Source organism: Pseudarthrobacter niigatensis (assembly GCF_030812615.1).
GTDB lineage: Bacteria > Actinomycetota > Actinomycetes > Actinomycetales > Micrococcaceae > Arthrobacter > Arthrobacter niigatensis.
The window spans coordinates 179,647-191,767 of sequence record NZ_JAUSTB010000003.1 but is presented as its reverse complement, the minus strand read 5'-3'; the positions used below and the strand labels follow the sequence as shown (position 1 = coordinate 191,767).

Here is a 12,121-nt window from a genome sequence, read left to right as displayed (position 1 = left end):
TTCAGAGCCTCTCGAGCTTGGTGTCGTTGGGGACTTTATAGTACGTGGACACGTTGGTGGTGGACTGGTTCTCGGTCTTGATGTCCACCTCACCCACTTTCACATCGATGCCCGCCTCATTCTTGGCAGTCAGCACCGAGTTCACCTGGACGGTGGCCGAGCCGGCCTCGTAGAGCCGGGCCGCGTCATGGGCCGCGCCGGTGTCATTTCCCAAGGCAACGTTGCGCAGGTAGCTGTCGATGATGGGACGGTTCACGGGCGTGTAATCGATGTCGATCTTGACGGTGCCCTGGGTCCCTGCGGTCACGGTCGAATCGAACTTCGCCCCCTCGGTCTTCAGGCCGGACGTAACGCCCTGGGCCACGGTCCCGTCCATGGAGACGGAGACGGAATCGATGTTGTTGTGCTTGTCCATATTGACCGCCAGGCCGCCCTTGCCGGAAGCCTCAAAGACCCTGCCATCCAGCTTGAGCCGGCCGTTGGCGGAAACCTCGCCGCTGGCCGTGGAGGTGCCGTCCGTCAGGTTCCGCTCGTAGGCGAGGTCGAGCTTCGCACCGCCGGATACCGTGCCGGATTCACCGGTTGCATCCAGCGAGAACGTGCCCTTGGCCTTATCCGTCTGGCCGGTGGAGCCGTTGTCCTTCGCCGCGTCATTGATGGTGTCCAGGATGTAGCCGGGCGGGTTGCCGGCCACATCCTTGATCTCCCCGATGCTGTCCGGCGGAAGGTCGTGGTACATCTGCTTGCGGGCCGCCATGGCTTCCTCCACGCTGGCGAACGTGTACTCGCGGGAGACCTCGCCGGTGAGTGTTGCCCCCGCGGTGCCGGAGGCGTCATTGACGCCCAGGCCCATGTTTCCGTACACCTTCATGGTGGCGGACCCGTCGGCGTTTTCCACCACCTCCGTGCCCACTTCGGCGCCGCCGTGGACCCAGGCAACCCTGGCTTCGATGGAGGCCTTGCCTGTTTCTGTGTAGACCGGGATGTCGGCCCTGGCCAGTTCCTGCAGGTGGCGCTTCGCCAGTTCCTGGGCTGCCGCGGGGATGCCGCCGTCCATACGCATCAGGTCTTCGGCAAACGGGCCGTCGCTGCCTTCGCCCTGGATCAGGTACTGCCTGTCGGCGTCGGACAGGCCGGCCCACCACTTTGCCTGCTCTTCCAGGCTGGCGTTGACCATGCTGTCCAGTCCGGCCGCGAGCTCGCGGCGGTGCCCGGCCGCTGCCCTGGCTTCTTCGGCCCGTTCCTTGAACCACTCCCTCGCCTGCTCCGCCATGGAGGTGATCCGGTCCCACGTGCTGCCGCCGGAACCGCCACTTCCCGTGGTGGAAGCTTTCTCCTGCTCGTCGGCATGCTTCATCAGGATTTTGGCGTTTTCCCGCAGGCTGGCCACCACCCTGTCCAGGCTGGGACGGTGGCTGGCGCTCCACTCCTGGCGGAATCGTTCACCGTCCCGGCCCTTCCACGGCGCGGATTGGATCTGGCTGTGCAGTGACCCGGCGCGGCTGCCCAGCAGTGTCGCTGCCTGGTCGGCGGCCTTGGCCAGCGCCCGCAGCTGGCTGATGTCTGCGCCGTAAAAAGTCATGGTTTCCCCCGGAAAAAAGTGCGGTGCCTGTCGATCGCTGGTCCTCATGGTTGCACAGGTACGGAATCGCGGCGATGGGGATCCCTCCCCATCGCCGGCCTGGAACCAACTGTTCCGGGACCCCGCGGCGTGGCACGATTGCCCTTACAAGAAGGGCACGCAAACCAGCGCACTACCGCGCCGTCCAAAAGGAAAGACGATCAAAGAAGAACTGAAACAGGCCGTTGACAAGGCCGAGGACGTCACCAATTCGCGCGTCCTTGAGATTTTCGCCCGGTCCGGGTTTGCGGCCAGCGGCATCCTCCACCTCCTGGTGGGCGCCATTTCCATCCGGCTGGCGGTGGGCGGAACCGGAAATGCGGACTTCAGCGGTGCGGTAGCGGAACTCGCCACCATGCCCGTGGGCCCGTTCCTGCTGTGGGGCAGCTTCGCGGCCTGCGCCGCGTTGTCGCTCTGGCAGGCAGGGGACGCGATCTTCGACTTCAACCACCAGGCCACCAAGACCAAGGTGAAGAACAAGGCCAAGGCCACCTTGCAGGCGATCGTGTACGCAGTCCTTGCCCTGACCCTCTGGCACTTCCTCACGGGCGCTGGAAACGGCGGCGACAACCGCAAGGCCGCGAGCGACTTCACCGTATCGATGATGCAGGCCCCGGGCGGCGTTGCCCTGCTGGTCCTGATCGGTGTGGCGGTTGCCGTGACGGGTGTGGTCTACGGCATCCGGGGACCGAAGAAGTCTTTCCAGAAGCAACTGCGGATGCCGGCTCCGGGGCCGGCCAGGACCGCCGTCACGGCACTGGGCGTGGCAGGTTACCTGGCCAAGGGAACAGTACTCCTGCTGGCAGGCCTGCTGATCGCCGTCGCCACGCTCAAGCGGCATCCGGAGGATTCCACCGGCCTGGACGGCGGCCTGCGGGCCCTCCGTGACCAGCCAATGGGCCCCTACCTGCTGGCAGCGGTGGGAGCCGGGCTGATTTGCTACGGGGCGTACATGATCATGCGCGCACGGTTGGCGAAAATGACCAAGTAGCAGGCGCCGGCGTGGTTAGGTTGGGGCATGCCCCAGGTACGCGCCGAACGCTTGATCCGCATCGACCCCGAGACGGCGTTCGCCTTCTCCCAAACCACCGGGGACTTCCGTCTCAAGTGGGACCCCTTCATTTCCTCGCAGGGCTTCCTTGACGGAGCGCGGGCGCCGGGAAAGGGCGTCCGGACCCGCACCAGGTCACGCCTTGGGCTGGCCATGGTGAGCCAGTATGTCTCCTATGCGCCGCCCGGGAACGTAGGAATGACCATGGTGTCCGGCCCATGGTTTTTCACGAACTTCGGCGGCGGCTGGCGGTTCACCAAGGACGACGACGGCACCCGGGCCGTCTGGAAGTACACGTTTTCCTGCCGCCCGGCGTTGCTGCGGCCCATTATGGAGCGGATCGGCAGCCGGGTGCTGGGCTACGAGATTGAACGGCGGATCGCCGCCTTCGCCCGCGCCTGCGAGGATGAGGGCCTGGTGGCGGAATTCCGTGCGTTGGGAACAGACCGGGGACACCACCACCCTGGCCCCGCCCCGCAGTCCTAGGGAACGGTTATGACCGCCACGGCCCGCTGGGCGCCGTCGCGCAGTTCGACGCTGGAGATGCTGCCCAGCTGGATGGGTGTGGCACCGGTGACCTTAACCTTCCCGCTGGGGGTGGCGGTCCAGGCGCAGGCCCGGTCCTCCGCGCCGGCCCGGTCGCGCACCCACAGCGACAACGTCCCTTCCTCCGGCAGGCTGCTGCCGCTGACCGCCAGCTCAGTCCCCCAGGTCTTCCGGGCCATGTCGATGTTCACCTGGAGCCCTCCGCCGGAGGCCACGGAGTAAGTGGCATCCGGCTGCGGCGGCCTGGCGAGCAGCGGCCCCACAGCCAGGCCCACCGCAAGGCAGGCAGCGGCAACGGCACCTGCCAACGCCACCCATCGCCGTCGTAATGAGCGGCGACGGTGCGCCAGCTCGCTGAACAGGCGCGCCGGAGCGCCGGGGTCAGCGCCCTCCCCGCCGCCGGGCGCGGCGGTGAGCGCCACGGCGTCGGGGACGGGGAGGGCATCGAGGAGCATCGGGACCTTCTCCAGCACGGCAAGCTCTTTGCGGCAGGCGGCGCAGCCCTGGAGGTGTGCTTCGAAAAGGCTGAGGTCGGCGGCGTCGAGGCCGCCCAGCACGTAGGCGCCCAGCAGGTGGTGCGGGTTGGGAGTCACCGTTCCACCCCCATCTCGTCCAGGATGGTGCGCAAAGCCCGGAGCGCGTAGAAGGCGCGGGACTTGACGGTGCCGCTGGGGATGCTGAGTTGGACAGCCGCCTCGTTGACGGTGAACCTGCGGTAATGGAGGGCCACCAGGACGTCCCGGTGTTCCTTGCTCAACCGGAGCAGGGCCTCCTCCATCAGGACCCGGTTCAGCAGCTCGTCAACGCGGCCCATCACCTCTGCGGGTTCGGTCAGCCTGCTTTCCAGCGCCTCATGGGGGCGGCGCTGGCTCCGGCGGTAATTGTCGATCATGATGTTCCTGGCTGTGCGGTACAAGTAACTGCGGAAGCTGCCGTTGACCTCCGGGGCGTGCTGCCAGACGCGGAGCACCGTTTCCTGGACCACGTCCTCCGCGAGCTGCGGATCCCTGGTGGCGCTGAGCACGAAGCGGCGCAGGGCGCTGCCATGTTCACGGTAGATGGCCTCCACCACGTTGTCGTCGAGCGGCATCCCGCTCCTCCCGTCACTGCCCTGCACTGCTTCCGGGAACGCCACGGCATCCTGCGCTCCCGGCTGTTACCACGACGGAAAGCAGGAAAAGGTTCACCTACCCGGCGCGGCAGCCTGCCTGTGAACCATTCTTCACCCGGAGGCGTCGTAGGGGTTAGCGCAGTGATCCAGCGCCGGGCGCCCCGCGAAGCGCCACATCCCAGAACGCACATAGCCAGGCAAGAACATCCAAGGAGCACACCATGAAACACCATCTCGGGGCAGGCCTTGCCATCCTGGCCCTGGCGGCAGCCCTCACCGGCTGCGGCAGCAGCACCGGGACCACGCCGGCGGCCTCCAGCCCGGCCACGGGCGGCGCCACCAGTTCAGCAGGAACTTCCTCCGGGACGTCCTCCGCCAGCCCCTCCGGAACGTCGGCGCCGTCATCGCAGGCAAGTTCCGCCGTCGACCTTAAGGCAGCGTCCTCGGCGGCAGGAAGCATTGTGGTGGATGCGAAGGGAATGAGCCTCTACTTCTTCACCAAGGACACCAAGGACTCCGGCACCAGCGCCTGCACTGGTTCCTGCCTGGTCCAATGGCCTCCGCTCACCACCACTTCGGGATCCCCCACGGCAGAAGGAGTCACCGGGAAACTGGGCACCATCACCACGCCTGACGGCAAGAAGCAGGTGACGTTGAACGGCATGCCCCTCTACTACTTCGCGAAGGACACCAAGCCGGGCGACACTCTGGGCCAGGGTGTGGGCGGCGTCTGGTACTTGTCCGATCTGTCAGGCGCCATGATCAAATCGGCCGGACAAGGCTACTAGCCCGGCAGGATCCGCCCGGCGGGGCCTACTTCAGCGGAACGTCCGCGGCCTTGCCCGGGAGCGGGATGTCGGTGGGCAGCGGAACGGGCACTTTAGGGCCCTGTTCCAGCCCCTTCCGGACGTCTCCCGGCACCTCGGTGGGCAGCGCCGGCGAAGCCGGGACCTCCGCGGGCTTCTGCGAGGGCGTTCCGTGGGCGGGCATGGATCCCTGCCGTGTTGGAACGCTCGACGGCGCCGCGGCGGCAGGTGCGGAAGCGGGCGCGGGTTCCGGTAGGACGGCATCCGCGCTGCTGGTTGCCGAAGGCCGCGGGGCTGCCGGCGCGGGAACCGGAAGCTGCTTGCCGTCATTGCCGGCGGGGGCCGCGGTTGAGCCTGCCACGAATGAGGTGACGGCGTGGTTCAGCTGGGAGATGGAGTCCCGGAATCCCTGGTCGGAGGCGGCGGCAACCGCGCCGCCGGCCGCAAGCGAGGCAGCCACGGAGAGCGTGGTGAGTGTTATGCGGCGCTTGGCCTTGCGGCGGGCGGCCAGTTGGTCAGCCGGCTGCCCGGCAGCGGGAAGCGCGGTGGTGGCGGGCGCGGCCACCGGAAGCACCGTGGTGGTGGCCGCTGAGGGGCCAGCCATCAGCGCCGCGATGTCGGCAGAAGGCGCCGGGGCCTCGGCCGCCAGGGCGCGAAGATGGAGCAGTGCGTCGCGGAGCTGGCCGTCGCCGCCCATGCCTGCCTCCAGCAGAAGCTGGTCAACGGCACCTTCGTTCCGGGATCCTGCGGTATCACTCATGATGTGCCTGGTTTCTCTTGAGCGTTTGTGCCTTGAGGTTGTGGAGGGCCCGGCGCTGGAGCTGCTTGATGGCTCCGGTGCTCTTGCCCATGATGGCGGCTACCTGCTCGATGGACAGGTCCGCAACGACGCGAAGGGCCAGGACCTCCTGGTGTTCTTCGCTGAGGCCTTCCAGCATGGCTTCGGCACCGGCCGTCAGTTCCACCGCGTGGTCCTCCGCGGACGGGGTGGTCCGGGCATCATGCTGGGGGTCGTAGGGCGTCAACTGAGGCCTGCGCTCCTGCCGGCGGTAGTGGTCCACCATGCGGGCGTGGGCGATTGAGAAGATCAGGGACTTTGCGCCCTGCAGTCCACCGGTGAGGGTGCCGGTCCGCGGGTAGAAAGCCATGAAGACGTCCTGGGTCACGGCCTCGGGATCATCCAGTCCGCGCGCTTTAAGGTACCCCTGCACCGGGCCCGCGAAGGTTCGATAGGCAGCAGCGAACAACACGGCCGGATCAGTTCCGGCTGCGTTGTCGAATATGTCGATCTCTTCTTGGGCCAAAGTGTCCAGCACCAGCGGCTCCTCCATCCCGGGATCAGGCCCTTGCCTTATCCCGGTTTCCGGTTCGGGCTGCCAATCCCCGTGGTATTCCGGCTGCCTCGCGGCAGGTCTGCCAGGGGCGCTCCTTCAAGCTTTTCCAGCGGCGCGCGTACCCGCCCGGCTGCCCGGACTGCGGCCGCAGCCGCAGTCCAGACTAGCCAATGCGCCTTAGTGGGCCGAAACCGACGGCGTGTGGACGGTGTTGCCACCCACGGCGGGAACGGCAGGAACAGCGGGAACGGCCTTGGCGCCGTCTACGCCCGGGACGGCCGGAACGGCCGGAACTGCAGGAGCGGCGGGGACCTCCGGCTTTGCGGCGTCAACGGAGACGGAACCGTTGCCCTCGGCACCGGCCTTGGCTGCGGCGTCGGCCTTAGCCACGACGTCGGTGCAGTAGCTCTTGATGTTGGCCTCACCCTTGGCAGCGATGGACAGCGAGGAGAACGCCTTGGAGGAAGCGTCCAGGCCGCCGTGGGTGAAGGCGGTGCAGAGGCCCAGGGCTGCGGGGCCGGCCGCGTCCACGGCGGTGTTGGCCGTTGCGGAACCGGTTACATCAGCGCTGGCCTTTTCGTCGGAAGCGCCAGCCGTGGCCGTTGCCTTGGCGGTGGCTTCCGCGGTGCCGTCGGCGGTCTTCAGTGCGTCGGACACTGCCGAGGTGGCGGTGGGGGCCGGGGTGGCCTGGGCATCAGCGGCTGCTTCGGCTGAAAGCTTGGGGGCAGGCGCACCAAAGAGCTCGTGCGCAGTCTGCTGGGCCTGGGTGGGAAGGGCACCGGAGACGGCTGCGGCGCCGGTTCCGCCTACTGCCAGGGTTCCGGCGGCCAGGACTCCGGCGGCGACTTTGCTGGTGGCGAGAACGGTGAATACAGACATTTACTTCTCCAAAACCTAGACAACACATAGGACTGGGCCCGCCGGGCGGACCCATCACTGACTACATCGCCCGTGGTTGCGGAAAGGTTACGGGTGCGGTGGATTTCTTTTTCCTGTCCCCACCGCCGGCAAGCCCGGCGGCCGGCAAGCCCGGCGGCCGGCGGACCCGCTAGAGATGGTTCGCGGCGCCGCTGCGAACCGATCCCGTGCCGGCGTCCTCAAGGGCCATGGCGGCAAGGCGCTGGATGTACGGACCCACTTCCTCGTCGTCCAGCACCAGCAGGTCCGGCTGGCCGCGCAGCCAGCGGGCGTTAAGCGAGGTGATGTTCTCGTGTTCCAGCAGTTCCTCGAACTCGCCGTCGAGCTCCTCGATGCGGAGGACGGCGCGGTTGACCGCACCGGTGTCATCGGTGCCACCGGCCAGGTAGGACGCTGCCGTTCCGTCGGTCAGCACGGCGTAGGCCTCCGCGGCGCGGTTGAAGAGGTCCAGGTGGGCGGCTGCGCCCATCCCTGCCATGCCTTCGCGGACCAGCGGGTCGGTGGCGATCCGGCCACCGGCCATAACGGCGTACTGCGCGAAGCCTCCCTCCAGGGCCTGGGACAGGTAGAAATCCACCAGGCAGCTGCGGACGGCCACCGGCGACATGTCCTCCAGCCGCAGCATGGCCTTGCGCATGGCGTCGATGATGGCAGCGTTGGCCTCCACCACTTCCTCGTCCCTGCCTCCGATGCTGCTGCTGGTCAGGACGACGGGCTGGTGCGTGATGGTCATGGCGATCCTTGCTGGGCGGCGGTTTTGCTCCGGACGCTTTCACGCTACGACGGCCGGTTCACGGCAACACCGGGAACGAAATGAACGTCAAGCGAAGTTTTCGGGACCGGCACGGAAGGAACCCCGGCGGCGTGGGGGCGCCCCCGGGCGAACTAAGATGGATCAGATAACCTCCCACCGGACCCGGCTCCGCCGTGGCCTGCCGAAAGTAGCCCCCACCATGCCATCCCAACCGGACGAAAGTGCGGACCTGGCAATACAGACACCTGCAATCAACGACCGCTCGCTGGCGGCCGGGCTGGCGTATGCCATGGCAAGCAGGGTCTCGGGCATATCGTTCGACGGCGGCACGGGGCTGATGCTGGGAAAGGTCCGGGGCGGGGCGGACGTTCCGTACTCCACCACCGCCAAGCTGGTCCGGAAAGCCGGCGGCTGGAGCTGCACCGTCGGTGTGTGCAGCTGCCCGGTCCGCAAGGACTGCAAGCATGTGGCGGCCCTGCTGTTCGCGGCCGAGGACAACCCCGCCATCCGGGTGCAGTTGCTGGCGCCGTCCACCTCCGCCCAGGTGTCCCGTGCGCCGGCCGCGGCCCTCTCCGACTGGGAGCAGGCCCTCAGCCCCCTGATCTCCCGGCCCGGTGCCGCCCCCTCCACCGCCGGGGTTCCCCTCGCCCTGCAGTTCGAAGTGGAGGAACCCCCGCCGCATTTCTCCTACACCGGCCGCCGGGACCCGGTGCGCGGCGTCCGCCAGCTCAAGGTCCGGCCGGTCATCATGGGCGCCAAGGGCAAATGGATCCGCGGCGACGTTTCCTGGAACACCCTGAGCTACCTGAACTTCCGGCGGGAATCCAACCAGGCGCACGTGGACTGGCTGCAGGAGTTCCTGGCCGGCCATTCCTCCTCCGCGAGCCGGATGCACAACTCCGCCGGCCTGTGGCTAAGCCTGAACTCGTATGCCGGCAGGAACCTGTGGAGCCTGCTGTCCGAGGCACGGAAGATCGGGCTCGCGCTGGTCCACTCGCGCGGCGCCGAGCCTGTCCGCATCACTGAAGCCCCCGCCGTCGTCGGGCTTTCCCTGAGCCGGTACGGGGCACCGGTGGCTGGACCCGACGAAGAAGCCGCCGCGGCAAAAGCAGATGCGTCCGACGGCGGGCTGGAGCTGTCGCCCACCATCACGGTTGAGGGCGCGGAGGTTGATCCGGCATCCGTGGGAACGATCGGCCGGCCGGCGCACGGGTTGTTCTTTACCTCGGGGGAAGCCTCGCTGCCGGGCGTGCCGGACCCCAACGGCACCATCACGCTGGCACCGTTGGAAAACGGGCTGAGCGAGGAGCTGCTGGCGTTCGTCACCGCGGGCAGCATGCTGCATATCCCGGCCAGGGACGAATCCCGCTTCCTGACAGGGTTCTACCCGAAACTGAAGCAGGCGGCCCGGGTAACGGCGCGCGACGAGTCCGTGGAACTGCCCGAACTGGCCGTCCCCACCCTTTCCCTGCTGGCCAACTATGGTGCTGACCACCGGGTACGGCTGCATTGGGAGTGGCACTACAAGACCGGGACGCTGGTCACGGCGCAGCCCTTGTGGCGTCACCCCGGCGATCACGGTTACCGTGACGACACCGCCGAGGCGCGCATCCTGGAGGGCATCGGCCAGCCATGGGACGTGGTCCCTGCCCTGGGCGAATCAGCCACGGGCGGCTGGGGCACTCCGCGGCTTGCGGCATCCGCCGAACTGACGGGACTGGACACGCTGGCGTTCACCGAGGAGGTACTGCCCCGGCTGCGGGAAGCGCCGGACGTGGATGTGGAAGCCGTGGGTGACATCGCGGACTACCGGGAGGCCGGGGAAGCACCCGTGGTGTCCATCTCCACCAAGGCCACCGAGCAGCGTGACTGGTTCGACCTGGGCATCCAGATTTCGCTGGAAGGCCAGCCCGTCTCCTTCGCTGCCGTGTTCTCCGCGCTGGCGGCCGGCCAGACCAGGATGCTGCTGCCCAGCGGAGCCTATTTCTCCCTGGACCTGCCGGAACTGCACCAGTTGCGGGCTTTGATCGAGGAAGCCAGGTCGCTGCAGGACAACAAGGATGCTCCACTGCAGATCAGCAGGTTCCAGGCCGGGCTCTGGGACGAGCTGGCACAGCTGGGGATTGTCGACGAACAGGCAGCGGCCTGGCGGTCCGCCGTCGGCGGCCTCCTGGAGGGCGGCACCGACGGGCTGCCGCTGCCTGCCACCCTGAACGCGGAGCTGCGGCCGTACCAGCTGGAGGGGTTCAACTGGCTGAGCTTCCTCTACAAGCACGGGCTGGGCGGCATCCTGGCGGACGACATGGGCCTGGGCAAGACCGTCCAGGCGCTGGCGCTGATGTGCGCGGCGAAAGACCTTGCGGCAGCGGCTGCCTCGTCCCTGGAAACGTCCGACGACGGTGCTGCCGCCAGCTCCGGTGGCGGGCCCGCCGCCGTCGCGCCCTTCCTGGTGGTGGCGCCCACCAGCGTGGTGGGCAACTGGGCGCTGGAAGCCGCCCGCTTCGCCCCTGGCCTCACCGTCCGGACCGTCGGCGAGACCTTCGGGAAGAGCGGGCAGGACGTTGCGGAGGCACTGGGCGGGGCCGACGTCGTGATCACCTCGTACGCGCTGTTCCGCATCGACTACGAGGCCTACGCCACGCGGACGTGGAACGGGCTGGTCCTGGACGAGGCGCAGTTCGTGAAGAACCACCAGTCCAAGGCCTACCAGTGCGCCCGCAAGCTGCCGGCGGCGTTCAAGCTGGCCATCACCGGCACCCCGCTGGAGAACAACCTGATGGAGTTCTGGGCCCTGACATCCATCGTCGCTCCCGGGCTGTTCTCCAGCCCCAAGCGCTTTGCCGAGTATTACCAGAAGCCGGTCGAAAAGAACGGCGACAAAGGGCAGCTGGAAAAGCTCCGGCGCCGGGTCCGGCCGCTGATGATGCGGCGCACCAAGGACCAGGTGATCAAGGACCTGCCGCCCAAGCAGGAGCAGGTCCTTGAGGTGGTGCTCAATCCGCGCCACCAGAAGGTGTACCAGACCCACCTGCAGCGTGAGCGGCAGAAGATCCTGGGGCTGATCGAGGACGTCAACAAGAACCGGTTCACCATTTTCCAGTCGCTGACGCTGCTGCGGCAGCTCAGCCTGGATGTGTCCCTGGTGGATCCTGCCTTGTCCGCGGTGCGGTCCTCGAAGCTGGATGTACTGTTTGAGCAGCTCGAGGACCTGGTGGCCGAGGGGCACCGGGCGCTGATCTTCAGCCAGTTCACCGGGTTCCTGGGGAAGGTCCGCGAGCGGTTGGACCAGGAGGAGATCGAGTACTGCTACCTCGACGGCGGCACCCGGAACCGTGCCGACGTGGTCAGCGAATTCAAGAACGGCAGCGCCCCGGTGTTCCTGATTTCGCTGAAGGCCGGTGGATTCGGGCTCAACCTCACCGAGGCCGATTACGTCTTCCTGCTGGACCCCTGGTGGAACCCGGCGTCCGAGGCCCAGGCCGTGGACCGGACCCACCGGATCGGCCAGGCCCGGAACGTGATGGTGTACCGGCTCGTGGCCAAGGACACCATCGAGGAAAAGGTCATGGCACTGAAGACCCGGAAGTCGCAGCTGTTCGCTGACGTCATGGAGGGTGACGCCCTGGCCGGCGGGGCCATCACGGCCGAGGACCTTGCGGGGCTGTTCAAGGAGTAAGCCCGTCGTTATCGACTCGCATCCTGGTTTTCGACGCACATCTTCGCTGTCGCAGCCCATATTTCGGTAACGCCAGCGAATCCGCGCAGCGCAAATGCGTTTGCGCCGCGCTGTTGGTGCACCATGGCGCCGGACCTGCGCAGGCGCCTCAGCCACGTCCGCGCGGCGGTACTCGAAGTGCGCGGCGGCATCCTGGCCTGCACGGAACAGTAGGCACGACGAAGGGCCAAACCCTGGAACTATAAGCCGGCTGCTGCCGGCACCGGTCCAAGGTTTGGCCCTGATTCGAGTACTGGGACGCGCC

11 protein-coding genes are annotated in these 12,121 nt (G+C 67.4%); 4 read left to right on the top strand and 7 right to left on the bottom strand.

The features are described 5' to 3' along the window. Position 1 precedes the first annotated feature (1 nt). Positions 2–1,582, bottom strand: coding sequence for a hypothetical protein (locus J2T23_RS06100; protein WP_307358081.1), 1,581 nt, complete (start codon positions 1,580–1,582; stop codon positions 2–4). A gap of 211 nt (positions 1,583–1,793) precedes the next feature. Between J2T23_RS06100 and J2T23_RS06095 the strand changes: the two genes are divergently transcribed. Continuing rightward, positions 1,794–2,612, top strand: a complete 819-nt coding sequence (locus J2T23_RS06095; RefSeq protein ID WP_141161454.1) for a DUF1206 domain-containing protein — start codon at positions 1,794–1,796, stop codon at positions 2,610–2,612. 27 nt (positions 2,613–2,639) lie between these two features. Then, positions 2,640–3,158, top strand: coding sequence for an SRPBCC family protein (locus J2T23_RS06090; protein ID WP_307358079.1), 519 nt, complete (start codon positions 2,640–2,642; stop codon positions 3,156–3,158). Here J2T23_RS06090 and J2T23_RS06085 read toward each other — a convergent pair. Both J2T23_RS06085 and J2T23_RS06080 read right to left on the bottom strand, forming a co-directional pair. Beyond that, positions 3,155–3,811, bottom strand: a complete 657-nt coding sequence (locus J2T23_RS06085; RefSeq protein ID WP_141159139.1) for an anti-sigma factor family protein — start codon at positions 3,809–3,811, stop codon at positions 3,155–3,157. The genes J2T23_RS06090 and J2T23_RS06085 overlap by 4 nt on opposite strands. Beyond that, positions 3,808–4,308 (bottom strand): sigma-70 family RNA polymerase sigma factor, encoded by a 501-nt coding sequence (locus tag J2T23_RS06080; RefSeq protein ID WP_307358076.1) that lies wholly within the window; start codon positions 4,306–4,308, stop codon positions 3,808–3,810. The genes J2T23_RS06085 and J2T23_RS06080 overlap by 4 nt, the downstream gene beginning before the upstream one ends. 242 nt (positions 4,309–4,550) lie before the next feature. On the opposite strand from J2T23_RS06080, the gene J2T23_RS06075 reads away from it, so the two are divergent. Further along, positions 4,551–5,117 (top strand): COG4315 family predicted lipoprotein, encoded by a 567-nt coding sequence (locus J2T23_RS06075; protein WP_307358073.1) that lies wholly within the window; start codon positions 4,551–4,553, stop codon positions 5,115–5,117. A 25-nt stretch (positions 5,118–5,142) separates the two neighbouring features. On the opposite strand, the gene J2T23_RS06070 is transcribed toward J2T23_RS06075, so the two are convergent. The 4 genes from J2T23_RS06070 to J2T23_RS06055 all read right to left on the bottom strand — a co-directional run bounded on the left by J2T23_RS06070 (position 5,143) and on the right by J2T23_RS06055 (position 8,120). Next, positions 5,143–5,895 carry a hypothetical protein gene (locus tag J2T23_RS06070; protein WP_307358071.1) on the bottom strand — a complete coding sequence of 251 codons (753 nt, stop codon included), beginning with the start codon at positions 5,893–5,895 and terminating at the stop codon, positions 5,143–5,145. After that, positions 5,888–6,466 (bottom strand): RNA polymerase sigma factor, encoded by a 579-nt coding sequence (locus J2T23_RS06065; protein ID WP_307358069.1) that lies wholly within the window; start codon positions 6,464–6,466, stop codon positions 5,888–5,890. The genes J2T23_RS06070 and J2T23_RS06065 overlap by 8 nt, the downstream gene beginning before the upstream one ends. A gap of 180 nt (positions 6,467–6,646) precedes the next feature. After that, a complete protein-coding gene (locus J2T23_RS06060; protein ID WP_307358066.1) occupies positions 6,647–7,348 on the bottom strand; it encodes a protein tyrosine phosphatase in 702 nt (233 codons plus the stop codon). Between the two features lie 169 nt (positions 7,349–7,517). Then, positions 7,518–8,120 (bottom strand): DMP19 family protein, encoded by a 603-nt coding sequence (locus J2T23_RS06055; RefSeq protein ID WP_141182613.1) that lies wholly within the window; start codon positions 8,118–8,120, stop codon positions 7,518–7,520. Between the two features lie 220 nt (positions 8,121–8,340). Between J2T23_RS06055 and J2T23_RS06050 the strand changes: the two genes are divergently transcribed. Continuing rightward, a complete protein-coding gene (locus J2T23_RS06050; protein WP_307358063.1) occupies positions 8,341–11,817 on the top strand; it encodes a DEAD/DEAH box helicase in 3,477 nt (1,158 codons plus the stop codon). Positions 11,818–12,121: the final 304 nt, after the last annotated feature.